This is a genomic window from Rhodoglobus sp. G.S.4, from assembly GCF_056619605.1.
The window spans coordinates 1,900,739-1,926,982 of the sequence record NZ_CM152748.1; the positions used below are offsets into that span (position 1 = coordinate 1,900,739).

Here is a 26,244-nt window from a genome sequence, read left to right on the forward strand (position 1 = left end):
GAAATCGGCGGCAGTTATGCAGACTAGACCTGAGCAGGAACCGCAGACACAGACCGTGCAATTGTGCACTGACCCAAAACGCGAGTACCGACGTAGAGCACAGCTGTTTGCCCTGGCGCGACGCCATTGAGAGGCTCGTGAGGGGTGACGACAAGTTCTGGGCCAATCTCATTGCCCTCTGCGTCAACGGCGGCAGGATCGAGTCTGGCAACAGCAGGCATCGGGTCAGAGTGAGCGCGCACCTGGACGTGGCACTCAAAACTTTCGCCTGGCTCAGAAATGTATCCCGACTCAAGCGGGTCGAGTCCTGCCCAAGAAAACTTAGAGCCGGCAATTTCAGCCAATGCGAGCGCTTCGCGTGGTCCGACAACAACCTGGTTGGTCTTCGGTCGAATCTCCAAAACGAATCGCGGCTTGCCATCGTCGGTGGGATAACCCACGTTCAGGCCCTTGCGCTGACCGATCGTGAAAGCGAGGGCGCCCTCATGCTTGCCAAGGACTTCACCATCGCGGCCCAAAATTTCGCCCTGCTCAGCTCCCACTTTGTCGGCAAGCCAACCACGAGTGTTGCCGTCAGGAATGAAGCAAATGTCATGCGAATCAGGTTTGTTGGCTACGGAGAACCCGCGTTCCGCTGCCTCAGCGCGAATTTCAGCCTTGGATGGGGTCGCCCCAAGCGGGAACATGCTGTGAGCCAGTTGTTCTGTCGTGAGAACGCCTAGTACGTAAGACTGATCCTTGGCCCAGGCCGCTGCGCGGTGAAGCTCGCGATTGCCATGCTCGTCGTCAACGATATTGGCGTAGTGGCCAGTTGCAACGGCGTCGAAACCTAGAGCGACAGCCTTCTCCAATAGAGCAGCGAACTTGATGCGCTCATTACAGCGCATGCAGGGGTTCGGAGTGCGGCCCGCCGAGTATTCAGCGATGAAATCATCGACAACGTCGAGCTTGAAACGCTCGGAGAAATCCCACACGTAGTACGGGATGCCAATGATGTTGGCCGCCCGCTGCGCGTCCATCGAATCTTCGATTGTGCAGCAGCCACGTGCTCCCGTGCGCAGGGTTCCTGGTTGCCGGCTCAGCGCCAGATGCACCCCAACAACCTCGTGCCCTGCCTCGACTGCCCGCGCGGCAGCAACCGCGGAGTCCACTCCGCCACTCATCGCCGCTAAAACCTTCATAAAACCAGTGTACGAGACGCGTTGCTGGGCAAGTTCTTACTGCGGGATGTCGGTGAGGGTCTTCTCGACCCCGGCCAGTCGGCTTTCTACGGCATCCAGTCGCTCAAGGAGGGATCGGTTGGTTTCGAGAGTTTGCTCGACGAGTGCTCGATAGTCGCCGCCGGCTTGGGCGTCAGCCACGTGTTTTGCTGTCTCCGCTTTCTTGTTCACTGCGTTGGTAATGACACCGGCGATGATGCCGGTGATGGCGATTACGCCGATCCAGAACCAGAGACTAAAGAAGATTTCCATTACTTTCCTTTGTGAGAGTTTGTGCTGGCGGGTTGTTTGTCGATTACTTCGGTGGTGTCTAGGTTGTGTCGTTCTTGCGCTGACTGAGCTACCGCTCGAGCAAGTAATGCTGGAGTCACGGTGATGCGAAAGGGCACAACTTCAAAGAACTTGAGTGCTTTGCCGTCGTCGCTGAGCTCGTGATGGCCGGCGACGAAGCCAGATTCTTCGAGCTTTGCGAGGTGCATGTAGAGAAGTGGCCGCGACATTCCCACTCGTCTGGCGAGATCGCTGACGTGGGCTTGTCCGCCAGCGAGTTCCGCGAGAATGCGCATGCGTTGCGGGTTGGCAACGGCAGCCAACCAGGCACCGAGCTCATCAGAGTTCACGCGCATCCCTTCATCTGTAATAAAAAACTTACAGGTGAAGGTAAATTCTGTCAACGCGCGCGTCCTGAATGCGCCCCGAGGCCACCCTAGGCTTCTGGATAGTGGCCAAGAATCGTGTCCCGGCTCGAATACCCGGCAGCCGTCGCCTGTTCGACCGCACGCGGCAGAGCATCAACGAACTGCGCAATCTCAGCAGCCGTCGTCGTCTCCCCCAGCGAAATTCGCAGTGCGCCCCTCGCGGTTGGCTCATCGAGCCCCATCGCAAGCAGCACATGACTAGCCTCAGGGACTCCGGCCTGACATGCCGATCCTGTGGAGACGCTAAACCCGGCGACATCGAGCAGAAACAGCAAAGAGTCACCCTCGCAACCAGGGAAAGTGAAGTGAACGTTTCCCGGCAGCCTGTGCTCGGGATCGCCACGAAGGACCGCAGCAGGAACCGCGTTTCGCACCCCAGAGATCAGCTCATCGCGCAATTCACTCAGCCGTCGTCCGGTGTCAGCCAAGTCACCAGTTGCCTCCCGCGCTGCGGCAGCAAAAGCCACAGCACCAGGAGCATCCAGCGTTCCTGATCGAGCTCGCTGCTGGCTACCACCATGAATCAGCGGCGTCACTGTCGCCGAACGCGCAATGACCAGAGCGCCAACCCCGACCGGTCCCCCAATCTTGTGAGCCGACACGCTCAGGGCTGCAACGCCAGCCGCATGAAAGTCGATCGGGACATAGCCAAAAGCAGAGACAGCATCTACGTGCACCGGAACACCGTGACCATGCGCAAGCGTCGAAATCTCCGAAACCGGCTGAAGGGTACCGACTTCGTTGTTAGCCAAGAGCATCGTGACAAGGGCGACATCATCCGCGAGCGCATCGCGAACGTAATCAACGTCTATGCGACCGAAAGCGTCAACAGGAATCCAATCCAGCACCGCTCCATCGTGCTCGCGCATCCACTCAACGGCATCAATCGTCGCGTGATGTTCGGCTCGCGCAACCAAAATACGTGGGCGGGAAACCTCAGTCGAGTTTCGGGCCCAAAACAACCCCTTGATAGCCAAGTTGATTGATTCCGTGCCCCCTGAGGTGAAAGTCACCTCAACGGAATCCGCACCAAGACTGGCAGCGACCGTCTCTCGCGCTTCTTCGAGCATCCGTTTTGCCGACTGCCCTTGGGAATGTATTGACGATGGATTGCCCACTACCGGCAGTGCCGCAGCGAACGCGTCAACAACGGAAGGACGCATCGGCGTCGTGGCCGCATGATCCAGATAGATAGTCACTGTTTCTCCGCTACTCTCGCGTGCACTCCCCATGGATGCTCGCGTGTCATTACTCTAGATCGCATGCGCCAACGCTTCGACTCCGCCACCGGCCCAACCGAGAGTTGTGAGCGCTGATGGCACTCGGCACCCCCGCGACGGTTGCGCTCGACACCACGGGGATCCCCTTCACGCCGCACCCCTATGAGCACAGCTCACGCGCCGTCGAATTTGGTCGTGAAGCCGCCACCGAATTGGGAATCGAACCCGAGAGAGTATTTAAAACGCTCATGGCGGTGGTCGACGACGAACTCATCGTTGCCGTTGTCCCTGTCTCAGGAAAGCTCGATCTCAAAGCGCTCGCGAGTGCTGTCAACGGCAAGCGCGCGGCGATGGCCGATCCTGTCGTAGCTCAACGTCGCACCGGTTACGTTGTTGGGGGCATCAGCCCCATCGGTCAAAAAACCGCCAACAGAACCGTTATCGACGAAACCGTTGAGCTATTTGAGACCGTGTATGTCAGCGGCGGAAGGCGCGGATTCGACATCGAGCTCACACCAAGCGACTTAGTTCGAGCTACCGACGCAACAATCGCGGCAATCGCACGCGACAGCTAGCAACAGCCAGCAATGCTAGTAAAGAAGCAGAGTCAATCGGCGACGCGCGTCAACAACTCGAGGGTCTTCGGCGCCAGCGATTTCAAAATAGTCGAGCAATCGAGTGCGGATGCTGTTCTTGCCTTCTGCATCAGCGGCAGGATAGAGCTCGAGCAAGCGACCAAACGCATCACCGAGGTGCCCGCCAGAAACGTCAAGATCGGCGACCGCGAGTTGTGCGTCAACGTCGGTGAGATCTTGAGCTGCCGCGCTGCGCACAGATTCGGCTGTCTTGTTCTCGAGACGAGCGAGTAGCGACACCTGGGCGAGTCCAGCGACTGCCTGCTGATCGCGAGGGTTCTGCGCGATCGCCGTTTCGTACTTCGAGATTGCGGTCGCAAAGTCTCCAGCGGAGATTGCATCAAAGGCCTCTTGGTGCAGCGGTGGTAGCGGCTCTTCGACAGGCTCGTCGGCGCTTTCCCCCGAGGGGTCCGGTGCGGGAAGCGTTCCTGTCACATTGCTCTCGGCAGCGAGCGTCAACACTTGGTCGAGAACCTCTGTGAGATCGTTCGCCGCCATCACTCCAGCGAAGAGCTGCACTGGTCGTCCACCGATAACGGCGGCAACGGTGGGAACCTGCTGCACCTGAAATGCCTGCACGAGTTGGGGATTGCTCGTAGCATCGACTGTCACCAAGGCAAACTTGCCAGAATAGGCAGCGATCGTCGGCTCCAACGTTGGCTCAATGCCTTGGCCATAGAACTCCACGATCACCGGAACGGTGTTCGAAAGTTCAAGCACTTGAGTGAACGACGCATCGTTTACATTTGTGGCGAACCCCGACGGCTGCGGGGTTTCTCCCGTTCCCGCAGGTGCGGGGGGCGCATTGTGCTGGCGAACCAATGATGAGAGGTCGACTGCACCGCGCAAGCTAGCGGCGTTCAGTGGGGCGTTTGTCAATTCAACTCCGATGCTGCAACAAGTCCTTGGGTGTATCCGAGCAGTACGATCTTTTCTCCACTACCGGCTGCCGGAACATAGAAGAGTAGCTGATCTCCGTAGGTAGATTTGATTCCGGTTTCGGTGATCGAAATCCCCGAAAGCGCCTTCGTCTGACCACTAAAAGTTACTGCGGAGCCTTCTTCTTTTGGCTTCGCAACCTTGGTCTCGTAGAGATGCACGGCAACGATCGCACCAGCGTCAATGGTCGCCATTGCTATGGGATCGGTTGAGCCGAGTTCGTGACCATAGGTGAGCGTGGCCGTAGTCGATAGCTCGGCTTTCTCGGCTTGCTTCACGGCAAGACCGACGTTGACCCGCAGGCTGTCGCCCTCGGCTTCAAAGTCAAGGTAGGAGTCACTGTCGACATCCTGCTCGAGAATTTCGGCGTAGTCGAGTGCCACTTCGGTCGGTGACGAGCGAAGCAAGCCACTGTCTGCTGCCAAGCGTGACGTTCCTACGCTGGCGGCTACGACATCCGGGAACACGATTGAGGGCTCGAGGTTGATCGAGTAGCTCACTTTGTAATTCTCGCGAGGTGACGCCTGCTCGAGGAAGAGCGCAATCGGGGCCACAGCACTGTCTGACTCATCCAGGATGATCGTAAATACGGTGCGCGGCCACGAATCTGTCTGCTGTGGAAGCGTCAGCTGCACCGGTCCGTCAGGAACAGCAATGGGTGCGGCAATGGAACTATCTGCCTTGCGCATTTTGTAGTTCGCTAGACGATATTCAAGGGCAGCTTCGGCAAAGCGAGTCTTGATGAGATCGGTGTCGCGAGATTCGTCTGCTTCGAGCGAAACAGCGCTGACCCGCGCAACGATTTTCTCCACCTGACGCACGGTAACGGCCGGCATCGGGGACTCACTGCCCGCAGAGGTCGAAGTGGGGGTCGGAACCGGGGCACTAGCGTCGTCGGCGGAGCCTGACGGTGACGCAATGGTGCATCCGCTCAAGATCAGAGCGCTCAGCAAGACAGCAGGAACAGCAATGCGCTGAGGCGATGTGATCGTCGCGGTCTCGCCGGTCTTTGTCGACCGCCTCGCCGGCTTGTATCGCGGCTTCTTCGGAACCTTAGGCATTTTTTGCGGAGTGCGACGGGGACCGCCAGCACGACGCATGTGGTGTACGGCCCACATGAGGAAGATCAGGCCAAGAAGAAGGATGGCCGCACCGCCAGTGATGAGATGGGCTGCCCACGGAGTGGTGTTGTCTAGTGGCCACGAAAGCGCAACTCCGCTCGGAGCAGGCTCCACCCCATCCGCCGCCAAGATAAACGACACATCAGAGGGGATCTTGACCGTCAGCGCGAGTTCGAGATCGGCCGTGTAGCTTTCGAGCCACAGGTCAGAATCGTAGGGATCGGGAACTTCCTGCTCGGTACCGCTGACTTCTTCGGTGATGAGTTCACCCGTACCAGGGTCGATACTCACCTTGTTGTAGCTGGCGTCACCCACCCACGCGAGTACGTCTGATGTGCTGCCGTAAGCGGCAACGATGCGACCTGGACCAGTAACGCTAATAGTCTGCTTGCCCTCATAGGCGTTCAAAGCTGCTCCATCGATCACCGTCAAGGGGGCAGTGCCATCGAACTCGGCCGACACGCTGACCTCATCTGGGGTCGCAAGAATGGTTTGCTGCGCAATGCCGTAGCCGATCATCACGGCTGCGAGCATAAAGCTAACTATGGCGAGAACGAATCTCACTATCTCTCCTTTCGCGCTGCCTACAGTGACTTACGTCACAAAACCCTTCGCCACGTTGGCGGAACCCCAGTACGGTCTGCAGGTCAAGGGCCCGATTTAGGCGGGTAGGCAACAACAAAGACGTTCAAGAATAGCGGATGGGCGTGTGCGCACCTAGTCCTGCGTCTGGGAACTGTCTGAGAGAACGTTGAGTGCCGATTGCCCATCGAGACCAAAATGACAGTTAGCCGCTCCGCACCACTAAACTCTAGAAGTCCTTTCCGCTGACTCCGAGGAGACATCTTGGCCGCGAACGATACTGATTTCGGCACCGAAATGCGCGGCTACAAGAAGGACGACGTCGACAAGCTTATTGGCGAACTCCGTCGTGAACTTGTTGCCGCCAAAGCTGACCGCACCGCTTCCACCAAAGAGGTAAAGCGACTCCTTGCCGTTAATGAGGATCTGCAGGCCGAGCTCGACGAAACAGGGAGTCCGACCTATAGCGGTCTCGGCTCGAAGCTTGAGAGCATGCTTCGCGTCGCAGAAGAACATTCAACGCAACTCATCAGCCAAGCAGATATCGACGCCGAAAAGATGCGTAAAGCCGTCCAGGCTGAGACGACGAATCTGCGCAATGAAACTGCGACCGAGTCAGAGCGCATTCTGGCGGACGCTAGTCGCGAAGCGGATGCTCTTGCACATTCATCCCGCGACGAGGCAGACGCTCTCATTGCCCATGCACGTGACGAAGCAGCGCAGCTCACCTCTGACGCGGCACGCGAAGCAGCAACTATTCGTGGCGCTGTTGCTACCGAAGCTGCGGATGCTCGCACCTCCGCTAAGCGTGAGGCTGCAGCCCTTCGCGCCGAGACCGAGCGGGCAATGACCGAACTCCGCGCGAGCACAGCAACTGAAGTTGCTGAGGCACGCGAAGCTGCCGAAGCACTCGCACGAGATGCCGAACTCGGCCGGGCTACATTCGAGGCTGAGAACACGAAGCAACGCGAAGACCTCGAACACGATGTCGAGCAAGCACGCACCGATCTGGCTCGAGAGATCGAGACAGCGCGTGCAGAGCTGGAAGCCGAAACAACCGCCGCCCGCGACACTCTTGCCAACGAGACCAAAGCTGCCCACACCAAGCTAGCGAACGAAACCACATCCGCCCACGCGAAGCTGGCGAACGAAACCAACGCCGCTCAGGCGAAGCTCAAGGCCGAACTTGATGCGGCATACGCTGCGCTCGAAACCGAGACCAGCACCGCTCGAGCCGCTGTCGAGGCAGAGGCCGCGAGCATCCGCAACGAGCTCGAAAAAGACGTGCTTGCGGCGCGAACAGCGCTTGACGCAGAACTTTCAGAGGCCCGCGAGCAGTGGGAACAGGAAGAACGAGAAGCGAGAACGCAACTCGAGAGCGACATTGTCACCACCCGCGCTGCCCTCGACGACGAGGTCTCAACGACCCAGGCGGCCCTCGAACACGAAGTGACGAGCACGAAAGCTGCGCTCGAACAGGAAGTCACCACCACCAAGACGGCGCTCGACCAGGAAGTTAAAGTCACCAAGGCTGCGCTTGAGCAAGAAGTCACGACCACTCGCTCGAACCTTGAGCAGGAAGTCGCGACTGCGAAGGCAGCCCTCAACGATGAAGTGACAACGACTCGCGCTGAGCTCGAAGCCCACGTCAAAACATCACGAAGTGAGCTTGCTGCTGAGCAAGCAGCACTGAAGAAGGCGCTAGACCGCGAAGTTACCTCTACCAAGAAGGCACTCGCCAAGGAAGTCAGCACAACCCGTGCCGCTCTCGAGAACGATGTCGAGACCACCCGCTCGGGACTTGAAGAAGAAATCAGCACCGCGCGCAGCGCCTTCGAAAACGAAAGCGCAACAGCTCGTGCCCAATTCGAAGCCGAGATGACTGAACGCCGCAACGAACTTGAAGCAGAAATCGCAACGGGAACTGCTGGTCTCGAAGAAGAGATGGCTCGCCGTCACGCTGACCTTGACGCTGAAATCGACAACAAGCGCACTGCTCTTGAGACCGAGGACGCCGAAACTCGCACCGCCCTTGCCCATGATGTGCAGAAACAGACTGCAGACCTCGAACGGGACATCGCTCGCCAGCGCGCCGAACTGGCGAACGAAGTCGAGTCGACTCGAGCATCCATTCAGCACCAGCGTGAAGAGACCCGAACCGCAATCGAGCGCGAAGCCGAAGCCGCACGCATCGCTCTAGAACAAGAGCTCGCTGTGCGACGCGATGAGGCGGAGAAGGAGTTCTTGGCCCAGCATAAAGAGGCATCAGCTCAGACCCAGAACTACCTCGAAGAGGCTCAAGCCCAGTTGGGCGAGGCTGTGCGCGAAGCGAACGCCAAACGTCACGAGGCCGAGGAGCTCAGCACCAGTTCTCGGGCAGAAGCGAAGTCAGTTCTGGCTGACGCAGCCGAGCGCGCGGCCAATGAAATCGCGGATGCGGAACAGCGCGCAAAGTCGCTTGTCGACGATGCCGAGAAGCGTTCGAATGAACTCATTAGCGATGCCGAAGAGCGCCTGTCCAAGATCAAGGCAGAGCGCGAGACAGTTGCTGGTTACTTCGAGAACCTTCGTGGAGTTCTGAACCAAGCCGAGGATGTTGACCGGTAAGTTGCCCGCTGGCATCTAGAATTACGTCCAGCCTGACACCTCGTCGCCTCAGGCTGGACGGAGCCTCGCTATGAAGATTCTTAACCCCTTTCGCCTCGGTCTTCTTGGCGGTCTTGGTGTGCTCGTCGCCGTGGGAATCGGCCAGACGATCATCTCCTTGGCGACGATTCTCACCTACGTCGGGGCAGCACTCTTCCTTGCACTCGGTCTCGACCCGGTAGTGACGTGGCTTGAAACGAAGAAGTTTCCCCGCTGGACCGCCATCCTCACTGTCCTCGCTGGCGTTCTTGGCGTGTTCGCTGGCCTGGTTTTTGCGATCGTTCCCGTGATCGCTGAGCAAGTGCGTAATGCCACTCGAGCAATCCCCCGGCTCGTAACAGCGTTCTTCGACGGAACGATCAAGGAAAACGTTGAAACTGCACTTCCTTGGCTCAAGGTTGAGGACCTCCTCGACGGTTTCACCACGTGGCTAACCGAGCTCGACTTCACGACCATCGGCGGCGGCGTCTTTGCTGTCGGAATCGGAATCGCTACCGGCATTACCGGGGCGATTATCGTGCTCATTTTGACGATCTACTTTGTGTCGTCCATCAACAACATCAAGTCGGGAATCTACCAACTCGTTCCCGCCACAAAGCGTGCCAAGTTCATCGACCTTGCTGAGCAAGTAAGCACAGCAGTCGGTCGATATGTCATTGGCCAAGGTTCACTCGCCCTCGTCAACGGCGTGCTCTCCTTCATTGTGCTCACGTGGGTGTTCCCGGCATTCGACCTGCCGGTCAAGTACTCGGCGCTGCTCGCTTTTATCGCCTTCTTGGGCTCGCTGATTCCGCTCGTGGGAACGCTAAGCGGTTCGGTAGTGATCACCCTGCTGGTTCTGCTCTTCAACGGTCCACCAAGCGTCATCGCCGTGGGAATCTACTATCTGATCTATATGCAGATTGAGGCCTACCTACTCAACCCACGAATCATGAGCAAAGCTGTGAAACTTCCCGGAGCCCTCGTCGTGATCGCAGCTCTCGCCGGAGGAACGCTCCTCGGGATCCTTGGCGCTCTCATTGCAATTCCTGTTGCGGCAGCAATCCTGCTCGTCGTTCAGCAAGTGATTGTTCCCCGCCAGGCCGATCTCTAAGCGGACGGCGGTCAACAGGCCGTTTAGAGCGGTTGAGCGGCCTCCGGAGGCCACGTGCGGGGCAATGGCAACACCATCGGGTTCAGTCGGGCAACGATCTCACTGAGCACACGGTACGTCTGCGCTTCTCCCACCCACAGGTGCTTTCCGGCCTCTACAACGACGAGCTCTATTTCAGGCACCGATGCGAAACGTTTTGCCGCCTCCTCTGGCCGCAAGTAGTCGTCAAGTTCCGGAATAATCGCGACCAAGCGACGTTCATCCCCTGCCCACGCGGCAACCTCGGCAGCACTGGCACGGTGGAGTGGCGGCGAGAGCAAAATCGCGCCGTCAACGGGATGTTCGCGACCAAATTTGAGAGTCACCTCAGTGCCGAATGACCAGCCCAACAGCCACACATTCGGCAAGCCTCGCTCGCGCACAAAGTTCATGGCAGCAGCAAGATCGAACTGTTCTTGTTCGCCTTCGCCGAATGACCCCTCCGACGTACCGCGTGGCGAAGTAACCCCGCGAAAGTTGAAACGCAAGACCGCGACATCCGCCAGCGCTGGCAGGCGTGCCGCAGCCTTGCGAATGATGTGGGAATCCATGAAACCACCGGCAGTTGGCAGCGGGTGCAAGGTGACAAGCGTCGCAGCGATATGACCAGACTCGGGCAGAGAGAGTTCCCCAACCAACGTGAAACCGTCGCTAGTGTGCAGCTCGATATCTTCGCGTGTAGCAGGAAGTTCGCTAGCGCCTCGGATGGTTTCACTCACGTAGGGTTCTCACAATCTGATTTTCCAGCAGTGCTGGTGCCAATGACGCCGTGCTGCAAGATCGTCTGCTGCGCCCATGATGCCGTCGGCGCGCCAAGTGACGGTGTGGGCGACTCCCACCGAAACAGGTTGAGAGCATCCTGGACAGGTATAAGTTTTGACCGCGCTGCCTGAGGAAACAGGCTGAACATTCCATTCGCCGTCAGATTTCTGCTCAGTGCGTCGAGAACCAAAAAGTACCTGATTCAAGTCACCGCGGTCATCATCATCGGGGCGACGCCGTCCGCGGGGGCGATTCGAACGAGGCATAGTTCAAGCTTATGCGTTCGATCGGGAACGGCTAGTACCAGCCGTGGCTTTCAGAATGGGCCCAGGCGTCGCACGGAGTGCCGTAACGGCCCGAAATGTAGCTAAGACCCCAGTTGATCTGGGTTGCCGGGTTCGTTGCCCAGTCGGCGCCAGCAGTGGCCATCTTGCTACCAGGGAGCGCTTGTGGGATGCCGTACGCGCCACTCGACGAGTTCATCGCGTAAACATTCCAACCTGATTCGCGATTCCACAGGCTTACCAAACAGTTGTACTGATTTGCGCCCATACCTCGTGACGTGAGGATCGACAGCGCGATTGCTTGAGCTGTTCCCGGATCAGGAACTCCCGCGGCAGGGGCAACAGGGGCGGCCGGAATTACGGGCTCGACGACAATTTCTTTAACCGCAAGCTTGTCGCGCGCGATTTCATTGACGAAACCTTCCGCGACGGTTATTGACTGAACTTCAGCGCGCTCGACGGCGGCGAGCGGAACGCTCGAAGCAGACACTGTGCTCACGGGATTTGGCGCAGCCATGACGAAGGTAGCGACAAACCCGAGACTCACTATCGATGCGAAGAGTCGAAGACTCAACGACGAACGTGTGTGGCGTCCAGAAAGATCCGCGCTCTGGCTTTTAGCCTGGGCGCGGAGGATTGCTGTTCGCGAATTTTTGACCACAATAAGTGCGATATTAGCCCACTCACCTGAAAAAACAGAGGGAACTAGCGAACCGCCAGCATTACATCAATCACGCTGTCGAGCAGATAGTCCACTTGCGCCTCACGATATCCGCCTTTAGTGCTGCGGAAAGCAACAGTGCGCACTCGTTCGATTGTGAGCGGTGCACCGTTCTGAAAGTAGTTGGCCAGTTCTTCCGCGAACGCATCGACATCTTTTATCGCGTAGCCGCGAGTAAACGAGCTAACTCGCGAAAACTTCTTGCCCTTGTGACGTGCCAGGCGATTGAGAATCTCTTGCGCTTCTGAACGAGCATTTGCGTACCATGCCGACTCACCGAGCTCGGCAATGGAGCGATCACGTTCACGAGCGGCGAAAGCGTCTTCGAGACGCTCAAGTGCAGAGTCAACATGCACGGGCGAGTAGCCGCCCTTCTGCATTGCGAAAGCAAGCTTTCGGATAGTGCGCGAAGAGACCACGGCACTATCGGTTCGATCGGAAGTGTAGGCGCTGCGAGCCTCCTCGAGGAAGTCCTCGACTTGGTCAACGTTGTAGCCCAACTTTGACTTTCGGGTGCGGGGGAAAGTGGTGCTCACGGTTCTATTGTGCCTTACGCGAAGATAAGAAACAGCGCGTAGCCAGCTGCGGCCGACAGCAGCGATGAATCGACCCGGTCGAGGAAGCCACCGTGTCCGGGAAGCCACGTGCTGATGTCTTTGATTCCCAAGTCACGCTTGATCAGCGACTCGGCTAGGTCACCCATAGTTGCCGTGCCGAGAATAACGAGTCCAAAGATTATTCCCACCCACACAGGCTGGTCAATCATGAAGAGCGCCAGCAGCACTCCGGCGGTCACCGAAGCGAGCGCAGCTCCGGCGAATCCCTCCCACGTCTTATTGGGACTAATCGTCGGTGCCATCGGATGCTTGCCAAAGGAAAGACCACTCGCATACGCCCCAATATCGCTGACAACAACGACGATCAGCATTGCCAGCGTCCACCACTGGCCACCATCTTGAGTCGTCAGCAAAACGGTGAAGCTCGCCAAGAATGCGACATAAAGCATGACGAAAACGCCAGCACCGAGATCTCTGAGAACAGCGCGCACTGGGGCGCGGTGCTTGGGCCAGAACAGCCACACGAGTCGCCACACTCCGACGAAGGCAATACCTGCGAGTGTGACGTACCACTGACCCTCAGCGAGCCAGTAGAACGATGCCGGCACGACAGCGACGGCACCAATGACCGTCGGCAGCCTCGGAATATTCAGCCCTGCAAATCGAAGCGCACTGGCGAGCTCAAAAGCCGTGAATGCAACCAGAACTCCGGCAAAGAGCATGTAGAGCTCTTTGACAAAGATCAGGCTGAACAATAACGAAAGCCCCAACGCAAGACCCACTGTGAGAGCCATCGCCAATGGACGCCCTGTGCGGGCGTTGATCTTGTCGTTAGTTGCCCGAACCTGAGCTTCGAATTCGGAAACCATTAGACCTCGAGTAGCTCGGACTCTTTGCGCTTGAGAGCGTCGTCGATCGCGTCTACGTGAGCCTTGGTGCTCGCTTCGAGCTCCTTCTCGGCACGCGCTACATCATCTTCGCCAACCTCAGTAAGTGCATCGAGGTCGTCTTTTGCCTTGCGACGAATATTGCGAAGCGACACGCGAGCCTGCTCGGCCTTGTCGCGAACAATCTTGACGAACTCCTTGCGGCGATCCTCGGTCAGTTCGGGAAGGGTCGCGCGGATGACGCTTCCATCGTTACCAACGCTGGCACCCAAGTGGTGTGCACCAGCGATTGCCTTCTCAATGTCTTTGAGCGCAGATTTGTCGAACGGGGTAATAAGGAGCGTGCGGGCTTCCTGGTTGACCATCGACGCGAGCTGCTGCAAGGGAGTAGGAGTGCCGTAGTAGTCAACGAGCACCTTCTGGAACAGCGCAGGGTTGGCGCGGCCAGTGCGCACTGTACCGAAGTCGTCTTTGGCAGCTTCCAGTGCCTTGTTCATCTTTTCGCTAGCTTCCGCTAGAACATCACTAATCACGAGCGCTCCTCTTAGTCTCACCCGAGTTTAGCGTGCAGTCGTCGCAACGACGGCTGCAGCGCGCTCGGAGTCTTTCTGGCTTCGCTCAGCACTTGCTTTGCTATGCGCAGTTGGGTCGATCTGGGTTGGTTGGTCTGCGTTGGTTGGTCTGGGTTGGCCGCGAGCAGAGCCTCTGAGCACGTTAGCCGTGCACGCGGGTTCCGATCTGCTCCCCCACGATGGCACGAGTAAGGTTTCCGGCGGGTTCCATACCGAAAACTAGCATCGGCATTGCATTGTCCATGCACAGGCTAAAGGCGGTCGAGTCGACGACCTTGAGACCTTGAACAAGCGCGTCTTGGAAACTGATGGAGTCGAGCTTTCGAGCATCCGGGTTGCTTCGAGGATCGGCATCGTAAACTCCATCGACTCCGTTCTTAGCCACGAGCACCTCTTCAGCACCGATCTCGAGGGCGCGCTGCGCAGCCACGGTGTCAGTGGAGAAGTAGGGCAAGCCTGCGCCAGCACCAAAGATCACAATGCGCCCCTTTTCAAGGTGACGTTCTGCGCGAAGAGGAATGTAGGGCTCAGCAACCTGGGTCATCGCGATCGCGGACTGCACTCGCGTAGCGACGCCGGCTTGCTCAAGGAAGTCTTGGAGGGCGAGGGCATTCATGACGGTGCCGAGCATGCCCATGTAGTCGGCGCGGCCGCGGTCCATACCGCGCTGGCTGAGTTCAGCACCACGGAAGAAGTTTCCGCCACCAACGACGATGGCAATTTCAACATCGGCGGAGGCTGCGGCGATCTCTTTGGCCAATGACGAAACGACATCGGGGTTAACCCCCAGTTGGCCACCACCGAAGGATTCTCCCGACAGTTTCAGCAGCACCCGGCGTTTGCGTTGAGTTGTCATCGTCTTCTTTCCTTCGTGGTCGACATATACAGGCTATTGGTTTGACTAGCGTTCAGCAGCGCCGCACAGCAAATTCGGTGCAAGCGATTTGCTCAACGTCCACTGTGGCTTCCGGCACACTAAAGGCCCGAGGCAAAAATGCCCCGGGCCCTATGAGTGTGCGTGTTAGGCGCCTACCTTGAAGCGTGCAAAACCAGTGATGGTGATGCCAGCATCAGCAGAAACCTTAGCGATCGATACCTTGTTGTCACGAGCGTAGTCCTGGTCAAGCAGTGCAACCTGCTTGAAGAACGCACCGAGACGACCTTCGACGATCTTCGGGAGAGCAGCGTCAGGCTTGCCCTCGCCACGGCTGATTTCCTCAACGATACGACGCTCGTTCTCGACATCAGCTGCCGGAACGTCTTCGCGCGAGAGGTACGACGGTGCAGCGAATGAGATGTGCTGCGCGATTCCGCGAGCAGTCTCTGCATCGTCGCCGGTGTACGCAACGACAACGCCAACCTGCGGCGGCAGGTCCTTGTTGGTGCGGTGCATGTAGACCTCGAACGAGTCGCCCTCGAGCTTGGCAAGGCGACGGAGCTCAAACTTCTCGCCCAGAATCGCAGCTTCATCGTTGATGAGCTCTTCGACGGTCTTCGAACCTGCGGATGCCGCAAGGCCTTCTTCTACAGTCGAGGCGCCAGCAGCAGCAACCGCTTCAGCAACGGCCTCACCGAGCGCGACGAACTTGTCACCCTTGGCAACAAAGTCGGTCTCGCAAGCGAGTTCGATGATCGTGGTCGTTGCACCGGACGACTTCGCGGCGATGAGGCCTTCGCTAGTGGAACGGTCTGAACGCTTGGCGTTGCTCTTGGCACCGCGCAGACGCAGCAGCTCGGTGGCCTTTTCGAGGTCTCCGCCAGCTTCAACGAGTGCGTTCTTCGTTTCGACCATGCCGGTGCCGAGGCGCTCGCGCAGGGTCTTGAGGTCTTCGAGGCTAAAATCTGCCATTGTTTCGAATCCTTACTTCTTGTCGTCGGCTGCGTCAGCGGCCTTCGCGGCGGGCTTCTTTGCTGCGGGCTTGGCAGCAGGCTTTGCTGCCTTTGCCTCGTCTTTGTCTGCCTTGGCAGGTGCTTCAGCCTTCTCAGCCTTTTCGGCCTTGGCGGGCTCTTCAGCCTTCTCAGCCTTGGCAGGCTCTTCAGCCTTTTCAGCCTTCGCGGGCGCTTCAGCCTTCTCAGCCTTGGCAGGCTCTTCTGACTTTGCAGCAGCATCGGCGTCAGCCTGGCCGAGAAGCTCAGCTTCCCATGCAGCCATGGGCTCTACTTCTTTGCCCTCTTCTGGCTTCTGGTGACGCTGGATGAGACCCTCAGCGGCAGCGTCTGCAACGATGCGTGTGAGGAGACCTACCGAGCGGATAGCGTCGTCGTTACCGGGGATCGGGTACGCAACGTCGTCGGGGTCGCAGTTGGTGTCGAGGATCGCGATAACGGGGATACCAAGCTTGTGAGCCTCGTCAATGGCGAGGTGCTCCTTCTTGGTGTCGACGATCCAGATGGCCGATGGGGTCTTTGTGAGGTTACGGATACCGCCGAGGCTCTTCTGCAGTTTCACAAGCTCGCGCTTCTGAATGAGCAGTTCCTTCTTGGTGAAACCACGAGTGGTGTCATCGAAGTCAACCTCTTCGAGTTCCTTCATGCGTGCAAGACGCTTGGAAACCGTCTGGAAGTTGGTGAGGAGTCCACCGAGCCAGCGCTGGTTAACGTAGGGCTGGCCTACGCGCAGTGCCTGCTCAGCGATGGTTCCCTGTGCCTGCTTCTTGGTACCGACGAAGAGGATGGTTCCGCCGTGGGCGACCGTCTCCTTGACGTAGTCGTAGACAGCGTCGATGTGAGCGAGCGACTGTTGCAAGTCGATGATGTGGCTGCCCGAGCGCTCGGTCAGAATAAAGCGCTTCATTTTCGGGTTCCAACGACGAGTCTGGTGTCCGAAGTGTACGCCGCTGTCGAGCAGCTGGCGGATGGTTACGACGGCCATGGCCGTTCTCCTTTTCTGGCTCACTAGTGCGCGTGGCAATAGCGGCCTTCTCAGTTAATACTCGCGGCCGGTTGGCGCGAATCCTGGTGCCCGGGCATACCCCCGCCCCAGCCGCAACGGTGTGCGAGTGGGGACTGAGTGGAGATAGCGGCCGTGTGCTGCAGTAGTTTTACCGCAGCGGGGCACGCGTAGTCACCGCGAATACACGCGGTGCTGCAAAAATCATACCATCGCTCCCCCACAACTTCATCACCGGTAGCGACTTTCCCCGGCTCTGCGTTTTTGGGGCCACACGACCGGGTTTTCTTCGAGAGTGAGGGGATGCTTCGAGCCTCCACCGTTCTCCTTCTTGCGACACTCGTGCTTTCGGGGAGCACCACTTCTGCAGGGGTCGCCTGGGGAGGTGAGCCTGACGCCGTCCCACTAGATGACATTGCGAATGGATCAGCCTCGACACCGTGGAGTTGGCCGATTTCCGAACCTCATCCCATCGTTCGGCCATACATTTCGCCCGAAACTCCATACTCTGCCGGCCACCGTGGCATCGATGTTGGTGCGAGCTTTGACGTCGAACTTCGAGCGCCCACAGCGGGGATCGTGCACTTCGCTGGCATCGTGGTCGATCGTCCCGTGCTGTCGATTCGGCATCCGGGAGGGCTGATCACCAGCTATGAACCGGTAACCACAGCTCTGACCCGCGGAGATCTTGTTTCTCAAGGTGAAATAATTGGCGAAGTGCAGGAGGGCCACTGCCTTAGGCCCTGCCTGCACTTCGGAGTCCGACTGGATGGCGAATATGTCTCGCCGCTCAACTATCTGAGCGGCACACCTCGAGCCATCTTGTTGCCGACGCGCGGTCCCTGATCACCCAGCACCGCGCTAACGGCTAACGGCTAACGGCTAACGCTGTGCTTGGCAGTGTGTGGTTCGTCCGATGGCAGTTCGCCCTCCGGCAGGGTCTCCGCGCGGGGCGCCTCTGCGCCGCTCGAAGCTGCGCGCTGTGCAGCAGCACGTGGAGATGCGGCATGCTGCGGCGTGCGAACCTCGGCGCCGATCGAGATCACGCGACCCGGCCACCAGAACTTCTCACCAGCAATAAACGCGAGCGACGGCACAATAACCGTGCGAACGAGAAGCGTGTCAAGCAGCACACCGATGCAGACAATAATTCCGATTTGGGTGAGGGTGATGAGTGGCAGAACGCCCAGTACCGCAAACACGGCGGCAAGCAAAATACCGGCGCTTGTGATGACGCCGCCGGTAGACGACAGTGCGCGGATCATTCCCGCTCGCGTACCGTGCTCGACCGCTTCTTCCCGAGCTCGAGTCACCAGGAAGATGTTGTAGTCAACACCGAGTGCCACGAGGAAGAGGAACGCGAACAAGACCACGTTCGTGTCGATCGCAGGGAAGCCGAATACCGACTCAAAAAGCAACCAACTGGCTCCCAAGCTGGCAAAGAACGACGCCACAACCGTCAGCAACAACAGGATAGGCGCGAGCAGCGACCGCAGCAGGAGCACAAGCACAATGAACACGAGGCCCAAGATGAGCGGGATTACTAGATCCTGATCTGACTGTTGAGCGCGTTCGACATCAAGAGCTTGAGCATCCAGACCGCCAACGAGCGCGTTGGCGCCCTCGATAGTCGACAGCTCCGAGCGAAGGGCCTCAATAGCGGCGAAGGATTCTTCGGTCTCGGCGGCGTCATCCAACACCACAGTGAGCTGGGTAATGGTGTCGGTGCTTTCGCCGATGCGCACCGAATCGACGCCGTTGACGCCCTCGGCTGCCTGAGCAACTTCCTCAGCATAATCAGAGTTCACAATGACGGATGCTGGCGAACCGCTTCCTGCCGGGAAAGCATCCGCGATGATATTTTGCCCCTGAACTGCTTCAGGAACCTGGGTGAAACTCTCGGTCTGCGAGAGCCCAATCTTGATCTGGGGAACACCAAGCGAGAGTGCACCAAGAACAACCGCACCAAGAATCGCGACGGCAACGGGCTTCTTGGAGACCAGAACGCCGAGCTTGTGCCAGACACCGCGCTCAGCGCTGCCCTCGGATCCGAATCTGGGGATGTACGGCCAGAACAAGCCACGACCGAAGAGGACCAGTGCGGCCGGAAGCACTACGAGAGCGAAGATCATCGCGATCACAACGCCCGTCGCACACGCGATTCCGAGCGCACGGTTGCCCTGTAGCTCCGCGAAGACAAGCGTGAGGAGGGCGAGAACGACCGTGCTTCCGCTGGCGATGATGGCGGGGCCAGCGCCGCGCAGCGCACGGGACATTGCTTCACGGCGATCCTCAACGAGCCGCAATTCGTCGCGGTAACGAGCGATTAGCAGCAGTGCATAGTTGGTGCCGGCACCGAAGACGAGTACCGAGAGAATGCCGGTGACTGACGCGTCCAGTTGGATGCCCGCGAGTGCCGCGACTCTGGCGGCTACTATTCCGGCGAGGCCGTCAGCGGTTCCGACGACGACGAGTGGAACAAGCCACAACCACGGGCTTCGGTACGTGATCAAGAGAAGAACAGCAACCACGATCACTGTTGTGAGCAGCAGCGTAAAGTCGGCGCCTTCAAAGACGGCCGCGATGTCAACCGCGAAACCTTCTGGGCCGCTGAGGAGCGCAGTGAGGCCGCTGGGCAGATCAGCGTTCGCTGTTGCGCGAATCTCGTCAGCGCGTTCAGCCTGCTCCCCCGCTTCAGAGAGCTTGTCCAAGGGGACTGTTACCAGCGCGGTGGTTCCATCATCAGAAAATGTGGGCGGCGGAACGAAGCCCTCAGCCGAGTAGTCGCTGAGCGATCCGGCGGCGGATGCGACGGCCTGCGTGTCAGCGTCGGTGAGAGTCTCTCCGTCGCGGCTGAAGACCAACAGCGCGACGGTAGAGTCTGCGCCTGGCAGCGCTTCAGCGGCCGCGGCGGCCTGTGCGGATTCGGCCGATTCTGGAAGCCCAGCTCCCGGAAGTGTGCCTTCTTCGTTGCCGGTTCCGGCGGCGAAAATGGCGCCGGCGGCGACGAGTGCTCCGACCAAAACGATCCAGGAGGTGCGTCGTGAGGTGATGAAGGTCCTGAGGCGATACATCGCGCTCCTCCTGAAAATATGTTTCGGTTGCTTAGTTATTAGACAACTTAGGAACCTACCGGTAAAGTAGTGGACATGCAACCTCCTCAAGCAGCAATGGAGCGCCCAGCAGCGCGGCGGCCCACTCAGCTGCTGCGCGACATTCTCGATTCCAGCGATGAGTTCGAGCAGCATGTCGGGCGCACGCTTTCCGTCAACTCCACCGATCTCGAAGCGATGGAACACCTGATCATGCACGGCCCGCTTCCCCCAACCGAACTGTCGCGTCGACTCAACATTTCAACCGCAGCAGTCACCGGAGTGATTGACCGCCTCATCGGCGTCGGGCATGTCACCAGACAGCAACATCCGACTGACCGCCGCAGCGTTGTCGTTGTGCCGAACCCTCGCTCAGTTGAAACAGCAATGGCGACCCTGATGCCAATGATCATGGGCATCGATCGCGTACTCGACGATTTTGATGACGCCGAAAAGCAGGTCATCGAGCGCTACCTCGACAGTGTGGTCACGATCTATCGCGCGCGACTGCCAGAGCCCGGCGACGTCCCGGCCCCGAAACCCGCCGTTCCGCGACCACTGGCTGAGGTCCCCGGCCCGCGACAAAGTTCGTGGAAACCAGAAACTCACGCCGACGGCATTTCGGTCTTGCCGCCCTCACTCAATAACAACGGCAACGAGCAACAGCCTCACGAGTGAAAGACGAAGAACGCAGGATCGGCTGCGCTACGCCCGAGGATGCGCGGTGCGATAGCTCTCGCGCAATCGTTCCGTAGACACATGCGTATATAACTGTGTGGTGCCGAGACTCGCATGGCCAAGCATCTCCTGCACAGCACGCAAATCGGCACCACCATCCAGCAGATGAGTTGCCGCAGTGTGGCGCAGGGTGTGGGGACCAGAACCACCAGAACCCGGAACGTCAGCCAGCAAGTGCGCAATCACGTCGTACACGGTTCGAGTTGTCAGTCGCTTTCCTCGCGCACCGACAAAGAGCGCGGCCGCTCCCCCGGCCTCCTCAGTAAGTTGCGGACGACCAATCTTTAAGTACGCAGAAATAGCGCGCTGCGCCGGAATTCCAAAGGGAACAACGCGCTCTTTCGACCCCTTGCCGAGGACCCGCACCGTCAACCGCGAATCATCGACATCGTTCAGACAGAGGCCTGTAAGTTCGCTCACCCGCAAAGCCGAGGCGTACAAAAGCTCGACAATCGCCTGATCCCGCAACGCGACCGGATCTGCCGAAGATGCGCGCTCCGAAACGCTCTGCAGCATGTCAGACATTTGGTCGCGATTAAGCACCCGAGGAAGGTGGCGCTCAGCTTTCGGCGCTTTGAGCCGTGCCGCGGCATCCGTCGACGCCTGATGAGTTCTTTTTAACCAAGCGCTGAACCCTCGCGCGGCAGCAGCCCGACGAGCAAGAGTCGACTTAGCGAGCCCCGCCTGAGATGCATGCCACAACCAGTCGCGTAACAGTTCAAGGTCAAGATCATCTGGTTCGTTGGCCGCGCGCTCAGTAGCGAATTCGACCAGATTGGTGAGATCAGAGCGGTATGACCTCACCGTGTGCACACTGAATCCCCGATCGGCCGCAAGATAGGCGGCAAACGTATCCACGAGGCGGTGAAGGTTCACGCCTCTATCGTGCAACATGCACGCGGCATTCGGGTTCGCCGCGATAGCGTTTCGGGATGGCCACACGATCTTCACACTCCACACTGGGCACGGCACTCGTCACCGGAGCGACTTCAGGCATTGGAGCCGAGCTCTCGCACCAGCTAGCTCGTTCCGGTTATGACCTTGTGCTCGTTGCCCGCGACACTGCCCGCCTCGACCGCATGGCGATCGAACTTCGCGAGAAAGCCAACATTGCCGTCGAAGTGATCTCTGCAGATCTCACGATCGCGGCCGAGCGCGACACAGTCGAAAGCCGACTGAAATCGGCCAAGAATCCCATTATGTACCTCGTGAACAATGCCGGGTACGGGCTTCCCCAAGAATTTGATCAGAATTCCATCGATGACGAAGAGCGGATGCTTGAATTGCTGGCAACGGTCCCGCTGCGCCTCAGCCATGCGGTTCTTGGCGGGATGCTCGCCCGTCGTTCTGGCACCATTCTGACCGTGGCGAGCCTTGCCGGTGAAGCGCCACTGGGGCTTTATGCCGCTGCGAAAGCGTGGCCACTGAGTTTCAGTCGCTGGGCGAACGCGCACTACCGCGGTCGTGGGGTCACCTTCACGGCACTTGCACCAGGATTCGTGCGCACGGAGTTCCACTCACGGCTCGGCATTGAACGCTCATCCATGGCGCCGAAATGGATGTGGCTCGACGCTGAATTCGTGGCTCGCTCTGCCCTTCGCAGTGCCGCCCGCGGTCGCGCCGTCTCCATCCCGAGCGTGCGTTACAAGCTGACTTGGGCTGCGATGAAGGTCGCCCAGCCGCTCATCTTGGTATTTGTAGCTCGAGCGAGCCGCGCATCACACAAGGCGACCAGCTAACGAATTGAGAACCCGCGCGCCTCAACTTCGTCTTTGAGGTGGTCTCGAAGTGCCGCTGATGGTCCAGCGAGAGTTTCTGGTTTGCTCGTGCGGCGTGCCGTATGTTCGGCCCAACCGTATTCGGCATCCGGAATCTGGGGATCGCTGGCCACCTGGCGACCGGCATAGAGTCCGTTCGCGATCATGACAGCGTCGTAGTCACTGACCTGCTGCTCGAGGTCTTCAGTCGAGTACTGTTCGCGGTGCACAACGGTTTCGCTGGGAAGCCGCGGTTTGGCACCTCGGCGCACTCCGGGATTCGGGTAGCCGATCGTGAGTCCCGCAACGGCGAAGACGCCTCTCGGTAGCGCGAGCTCGGCGGCGATCAAGCTGGGTTCGTTGCGCACGGAGCCGATGGGCACAGCCCCAAGCCCGAGTGATTCTGCTGCAACGAGAGCGTTTTGCAAGGCAAGGCTGGCATCGATCGATGCCGTGAGGAACATCTCCAGGTTGTTGGCGGCGAAAGTGTGGCCCTGTCGTTCGGCAAGGTAGTGCAGCCGAGAAACGTCAGCACAAAAAATGAGCATCACCGGTGCTGTTGCCACGTAACTTTGGTCCCCCACCAAATGAGCCAAGCGAGCTCGACGTTGCTCATCTTCGACCACGACGACGCTGTAGGCCTGCAGGTTAGAGGATGTGGGGGCGCTGCGCGCGGAGAGCAGTATCGCATCCAACACTTCAGTTGCGATGGGACTGGGATCGAAGCTGCGAATCGACTCGTGCCCGGTGAGCACCCGAATGGTGTCGGTGATGAATTCGGCTGAAATCAGCTTCTCTTCGAGTTCAATTCGGGTGTGTGGTGGTGTGATGTTTTCGCCCTGAGCCATACCTCAATGCTTTCACGCTCGGCTGCATGCCTAATGCAACCCCCTGTCGAGCGCTAATCTGACGCGGCTACTTCAGCCGAATTGAATGTTGAGTTCTTGGCCGAGAAGGTTTCCCTCCGCTGCTCTGGTGTCATCGCCTCGATCTGGGCCCAAGCCTCGGCCGAATGACCGGTGATTTCTGCGGTATCCCCGACCGGGATGATCGAGTGCACGGTCTGCTTCTCATACACGTGAACCACATTGACGGCTTGACCATAGTCAACGCCAGACAACAGACGATCCTCGGCACTGAGGTCGAGGGTGTAACAGGTTGCTGACGCAACAGAAACGGGAATTCCAGCGAACGTTGAGTGAGTTGAGTAGTGCAAGTGCCCGGCAAGGATCGCCCGCACATCACTGCCCTGAAGCACTTCAGCGAGGCGTTCTTGGCGCTGGAGTTCGAGCATTCCCATCGCTTCAAGCATGGGGGTCGGGATGGGTGGATGGTGCACCGCGAGAAGTGTGCCGTGCGGTGCCGGGGTCGCTAGTTCGTTGCGCAGCCATTCCAACTGTTCATCACTGATATCACCGTGGTGATATCCGGGCACCGTGGTATCGAAGGAAATGATTCGCAGCCCGTCGACCATGTAGACACGGTCTTGTGGGGCATCCGATTCGTCATCAAAAAGCAGTTTGGAGTACTGGTCTCGTTCGTCGTGGTTGCCCATCACCCAAATGATTTCGGCGTTCATGCGTGTGGCTGCCGGCTCAACGATTGCACGCAAGCGAACATACGCGTCGGGTTCTCCGAGATCGGCGAGGTCACCGGTGAAGACGATCGCTTGCGGGTTGGCGGTTGATCGTTCGAGCTGGGCGAGGGCTTGCTCAAGGTGATCGATCGTATTGACGGCGCCGTAGAGCGGCCTGCCGCCCGCAAGAAGGTGAGTATCGCTGACGTGGGCGATGACATGGCTGGGGGCGGGGTACTGGCCGAGTTGGATCACATAAACAGCCTAGGTGTGTCGAGTGTCATTCGACAGGATGGCGCGGAACTTGCCCCGAAGGCTACCTCGTTGCACAGTGTCGTTGACGGTTGCGCAGTGTCGTTAACGAAGGATGCCCACCCCAGAGGTGTGGGGTGGGCATCCTTACCTTCCCTGTCTAAATCGACAGGAACGAATTCGGCGAAGTTAGTCGTTCTTGGTGACTACCGGAAGCTGAACTGTTCCGGTGCGCACGCTTTCGACTGCGGTATCGAACTCTTCGGTGATTCCGTCGCTGTTCTTGAAGGTGAGCAGGCTCACCACAATGGCAACGACAACGTTGATCGCGAATCCGGGAACGATTTCGTACATCGCACCGGTGAGTGCGGGCACGTTGCCCCAGATAACGACGGTGACAGCACCGGCGATCATTCCGGCGATCGCACCCATGCTGGTCAGCTTGCGCCAGAACAGCGACAGGATCACGATCGGTCCGAATGCGGCACCGAAGCCGGCCCAGGCGTATGCGACGAGGCTGAGGATCGACGAGTTGGGGTCCCACGCGAGGATGATCGCGATGACGGAAACGATAAGAACACCCATACGACCGAGGATTACCTGAGCCTTAGGAGTTGCTTCCTTCTTCGCAACGATCTTGAAGAGGTCTTCGACGAGTGCCGACGACGAAACGATGAGCTGCGAGGAAATCGTGCTCATGACGGCGGCGAGTACTGCTGCGAGAACGAGGCCAGCGATCAGCGGGTGGAAGAAGATCTGTGCGAGTTCGAGGAACACGCGCTCAGGGTTCTCGAGCGAAAGCTCGGGGTGCTGCTGGAAGTACGCAACACCGATGAGGGCGGATGCCATGGCTCCGAGTACGGAGATGATCATCCAGCTGATTCCGATGCGGCGACCGGCTACGGCATCCCCTGGTGAGCGAAGGGCCATGAAGCGCACGAGGATGTGAGGCTGGCCGAAGTAGCCAAGGCCCCACGCTGCTGCGGAGATTGCGGCGAGCACTGTTCCGCCGGTGAAGAGGCTGAACATGTCGATTTCGGTGTTCGCTGCGCGGATCGATTCGATCGTGTTCGCAACGCCACCGGTCTGCGAGATGCCGACGATGGGCACTGCGATGAGGGCGAGGAAGATCATGATGCCCTGCACGACGTCGGTGTAGGTTGCGCCGATGAATCCACCGAAGAGGGTGTAGAGAACGGTTACTCCACCGACAACGAGCATTCCGATCCAGTATTCGGAGCCGAATGCACTCTGGAAGAAAACGCCACCGGCGACCATTCCGGAGGATACGTAGAAGGTGAAGAAGACGAGGATGATGATTCCGGCAGTAATGCGCAGTACGCGCGACTTGTCGCGGAGACGGTTCTCGAAGAAGCTCGGCAGTGTGATCGAGTTCTTGGAGACCTCGGTGTATGCACGCAGTCGCGGTGCGACAAACTTCCAGTTGAGCCATGCACCAATGGTGAGGCCAATGGCGATCCAGCCTTGGAAGAGGCCGCCAAGGTAGAAGGCTCCGGGGAGGCCGAGGAGGAGCCAACCCGACATGTCGGATGCTCCTGCACTGAGCGCTGCTACTCCGGGGCTGAGCTTGCGGCCTGCGAGCATGTAGTCATCTAGGTTGGTTGTGCGCTTGTAGGCCCACCAACCGATGCCGAGCATTGCGGCCAGATAAATGACCATTGCGATAATTTGGAAGAACTGATCGTTCACTTTGTCGCCTTTCTTCTGCACGTCCGTGGGCTAAGCCTGTCTACTTTGACAGACATAAGAATTAGTAACAATCTCGATGGACCCGCTCGAAGCATTAGTTTTACTAAACAGTACGCCCGTTTGGGCAGGAATGCCGCATATTTCTTCTAGTGCCGCAGCTTTATTGCGAGGCGCGCAGCACATTGTCAGCATTTCAGGGTGTTGCCGGTGGGTAAAATGTGTCGATGTTTTTGCTGGCGATGCGTCTATCGCA

At 58.6% G+C, this 26,244-nt stretch carries 26 protein-coding genes; 6 read left to right on the plus strand and 20 right to left on the minus strand.

Annotation, left to right across the window (positions count from 1 at the left end):
* Nucleotides 1-23: 23 nt before the first annotated feature.
* The 4 genes from mnmA to AC061P_RS09345 form a co-directional block, all read right to left on the minus strand.
* Nucleotides 24-1,181: a tRNA 2-thiouridine(34) synthase MnmA gene (mnmA, locus tag AC061P_RS09330; RefSeq protein WP_449647045.1), complete on the minus strand. Its 1,158-nt coding sequence runs from the start codon at nt 1,179-1,181 to the stop codon at nt 24-26.
* A gap of 36 nt (nt 1,182-1,217) precedes the next feature.
* Nucleotides 1,218-1,472 carry a hypothetical protein gene (locus AC061P_RS09335; protein ID WP_449647046.1) on the minus strand — a complete coding sequence of 85 codons (255 nt, stop codon included), beginning with the start codon at nt 1,470-1,472 and terminating at the stop codon, nt 1,218-1,220.
* A complete protein-coding gene (locus AC061P_RS09340) occupies nt 1,472-1,840 on the minus strand; it encodes an ArsR/SmtB family transcription factor (protein ID WP_480391048.1) in 369 nt (122 codons plus the stop codon). Before AC061P_RS09340 ends, AC061P_RS09335 begins: the two co-directional genes overlap by 1 nt.
* Before the next feature lie 86 nt (nt 1,841-1,926).
* Complete coding sequence (locus AC061P_RS09345; RefSeq protein WP_449647048.1) at nt 1,927-3,117, minus strand: cysteine desulfurase family protein; 1,191 nt, start codon at nt 3,115-3,117, stop codon at nt 1,927-1,929.
* 116 nt (nt 3,118-3,233) lie between these two features.
* Between AC061P_RS09345 and ybaK the strand changes: the two genes are divergently transcribed.
* Nucleotides 3,234-3,713 carry a Cys-tRNA(Pro) deacylase gene (gene ybaK, locus AC061P_RS09350; RefSeq protein WP_480391049.1) on the plus strand — a complete coding sequence of 160 codons (480 nt, stop codon included), beginning with the start codon at nt 3,234-3,236 and terminating at the stop codon, nt 3,711-3,713.
* A 15-nt stretch (nt 3,714-3,728) separates the two neighbouring features.
* Here the strand turns inward: ybaK and AC061P_RS09355 are convergent, their stop codons facing one another.
* Both AC061P_RS09355 and AC061P_RS09360 read right to left on the minus strand, forming a co-directional pair.
* Complete coding sequence (locus AC061P_RS09355) at nt 3,729-4,652, minus strand: tetratricopeptide repeat protein (RefSeq protein ID WP_449647050.1); 924 nt, start codon at nt 4,650-4,652, stop codon at nt 3,729-3,731.
* Nucleotides 4,649-6,397: a DUF8094 domain-containing protein gene (locus AC061P_RS09360; RefSeq protein ID WP_480391050.1), complete on the minus strand. Its 1,749-nt coding sequence runs from the start codon at nt 6,395-6,397 to the stop codon at nt 4,649-4,651. Before AC061P_RS09360 ends, AC061P_RS09355 begins: the two co-directional genes overlap by 4 nt.
* Before the next feature lie 282 nt (nt 6,398-6,679).
* Between AC061P_RS09360 and AC061P_RS09365 the strand changes: the two genes are divergently transcribed.
* Together AC061P_RS09365 and AC061P_RS09370 are read left to right on the plus strand one after the other, a co-directional pair.
* Entirely contained in the window at nt 6,680-9,022 is a 2,343-nt protein-coding gene (locus tag AC061P_RS09365; RefSeq protein WP_480391051.1) for a hypothetical protein, read from the plus strand.
* 70 nt (nt 9,023-9,092) lie between these two features.
* Entirely contained in the window at nt 9,093-10,154 is a 1,062-nt protein-coding gene (locus AC061P_RS09370) for an AI-2E family transporter (protein WP_449647053.1), read from the plus strand.
* A gap of 23 nt (nt 10,155-10,177) precedes the next feature.
* On the opposite strand, the gene AC061P_RS09375 is transcribed toward AC061P_RS09370, so the two are convergent.
* The 9 genes from AC061P_RS09375 to rpsB all read right to left on the minus strand — a co-directional run bounded on the left by AC061P_RS09375 (nt 10,178) and on the right by rpsB (nt 16,848).
* Complete coding sequence (locus AC061P_RS09375; protein WP_480391052.1) at nt 10,178-10,912, minus strand: alpha/beta hydrolase; 735 nt, start codon at nt 10,910-10,912, stop codon at nt 10,178-10,180.
* 9 nt (nt 10,913-10,921) lie between these two features.
* Nucleotides 10,922-11,221 carry a hypothetical protein gene (locus AC061P_RS09380; RefSeq protein WP_480391053.1) on the minus strand — a complete coding sequence of 100 codons (300 nt, stop codon included), beginning with the start codon at nt 11,219-11,221 and terminating at the stop codon, nt 10,922-10,924.
* Nucleotides 11,222-11,252: 31 nt separating this feature from the next.
* Entirely contained in the window at nt 11,253-11,756 is a 504-nt protein-coding gene (locus AC061P_RS09385; RefSeq protein ID WP_480391054.1) for an aggregation-promoting factor C-terminal-like domain-containing protein, read from the minus strand.
* Between the two features lie 188 nt (nt 11,757-11,944).
* Nucleotides 11,945-12,496: a DivIVA domain-containing protein gene (locus tag AC061P_RS09390; RefSeq protein ID WP_449647057.1), complete on the minus strand. Its 552-nt coding sequence runs from the start codon at nt 12,494-12,496 to the stop codon at nt 11,945-11,947.
* A gap of 14 nt (nt 12,497-12,510) precedes the next feature.
* Nucleotides 12,511-13,386, minus strand: coding sequence for a phosphatidate cytidylyltransferase (locus AC061P_RS09395; RefSeq protein WP_480391055.1), 876 nt, complete (start codon nt 13,384-13,386; stop codon nt 12,511-12,513).
* The gene (gene frr, locus AC061P_RS09400; RefSeq protein WP_449647059.1) at nt 13,386-13,937 is read right to left on the minus strand and encodes a ribosome recycling factor; all 552 of its coding nucleotides are present in this window, start codon (nt 13,935-13,937) and stop codon (nt 13,386-13,388) included. The genes AC061P_RS09395 and frr overlap by 1 nt, the downstream gene beginning before the upstream one ends.
* Nucleotides 13,938-14,118: 181 nt before the next feature.
* A complete protein-coding gene (gene pyrH, locus AC061P_RS09405; RefSeq protein ID WP_449647060.1) occupies nt 14,119-14,832 on the minus strand; it encodes a UMP kinase in 714 nt (237 codons plus the stop codon).
* A gap of 165 nt (nt 14,833-14,997) precedes the next feature.
* Complete coding sequence (gene tsf, locus AC061P_RS09410; protein WP_449647061.1) at nt 14,998-15,825, minus strand: translation elongation factor Ts; 828 nt, start codon at nt 15,823-15,825, stop codon at nt 14,998-15,000.
* Nucleotides 15,826-15,837: 12 nt separating this feature from the next.
* Complete coding sequence (rpsB, locus tag AC061P_RS09415) at nt 15,838-16,848, minus strand: 30S ribosomal protein S2 (protein WP_449647062.1); 1,011 nt, start codon at nt 16,846-16,848, stop codon at nt 15,838-15,840.
* 321 nt (nt 16,849-17,169) lie between these two features.
* On the opposite strand from rpsB, the gene AC061P_RS09420 reads away from it, so the two are divergent.
* Nucleotides 17,170-17,712 carry a M23 family metallopeptidase gene (locus AC061P_RS09420; RefSeq protein ID WP_480391056.1) on the plus strand — a complete coding sequence of 181 codons (543 nt, stop codon included), beginning with the start codon at nt 17,170-17,172 and terminating at the stop codon, nt 17,710-17,712.
* 29 nt (nt 17,713-17,741) lie between these two features.
* Here AC061P_RS09420 and AC061P_RS09425 read toward each other — a convergent pair whose 3' ends face one another.
* On the minus strand, nt 17,742-19,940 hold the full coding sequence (locus AC061P_RS09425) for an MMPL family transporter (protein ID WP_480391057.1): 2,199 nt from the start codon (nt 19,938-19,940) through the stop codon (nt 17,742-17,744).
* A gap of 75 nt (nt 19,941-20,015) precedes the next feature.
* Between AC061P_RS09425 and AC061P_RS09430 the strand changes: the two genes are divergently transcribed.
* Nucleotides 20,016-20,636, plus strand: coding sequence for a MarR family winged helix-turn-helix transcriptional regulator (locus tag AC061P_RS09430; protein WP_480391058.1), 621 nt, complete (start codon nt 20,016-20,018; stop codon nt 20,634-20,636).
* 27 nt (nt 20,637-20,663) lie between these two features.
* On the opposite strand, the gene AC061P_RS09435 is transcribed toward AC061P_RS09430, so the two are convergent.
* A complete protein-coding gene (locus AC061P_RS09435) occupies nt 20,664-21,572 on the minus strand; it encodes a tyrosine recombinase XerC (RefSeq protein WP_449647066.1) in 909 nt (302 codons plus the stop codon).
* 56 nt (nt 21,573-21,628) lie between these two features.
* Between AC061P_RS09435 and AC061P_RS09440 the strand changes: the two genes are divergently transcribed.
* Complete coding sequence (locus AC061P_RS09440) at nt 21,629-22,435, plus strand: SDR family NAD(P)-dependent oxidoreductase (RefSeq protein ID WP_449647067.1); 807 nt, start codon at nt 21,629-21,631, stop codon at nt 22,433-22,435.
* On the opposite strand, the gene AC061P_RS09445 is transcribed toward AC061P_RS09440, so the two are convergent.
* The 3 genes from AC061P_RS09445 to putP all read right to left on the minus strand — a co-directional run bounded on the left by AC061P_RS09445 (nt 22,432) and on the right by putP (nt 25,991).
* Nucleotides 22,432-23,301 (minus strand): NADPH-dependent oxidoreductase, encoded by an 870-nt coding sequence (locus AC061P_RS09445; protein ID WP_449647068.1) that lies wholly within the window; start codon nt 23,299-23,301, stop codon nt 22,432-22,434. The two genes, AC061P_RS09440 and AC061P_RS09445, sit on opposite strands and share 4 nt — an antisense overlap.
* A gap of 53 nt (nt 23,302-23,354) precedes the next feature.
* Nucleotides 23,355-24,284: a phosphodiesterase gene (locus AC061P_RS09450; protein WP_449647069.1), complete on the minus strand. Its 930-nt coding sequence runs from the start codon at nt 24,282-24,284 to the stop codon at nt 23,355-23,357.
* A gap of 186 nt (nt 24,285-24,470) precedes the next feature.
* Complete coding sequence (gene putP / locus AC061P_RS09455) at nt 24,471-25,991, minus strand: sodium/proline symporter PutP (protein WP_449647070.1); 1,521 nt, start codon at nt 25,989-25,991, stop codon at nt 24,471-24,473.
* Nucleotides 25,992-26,244: the final 253 nt, after the last annotated feature.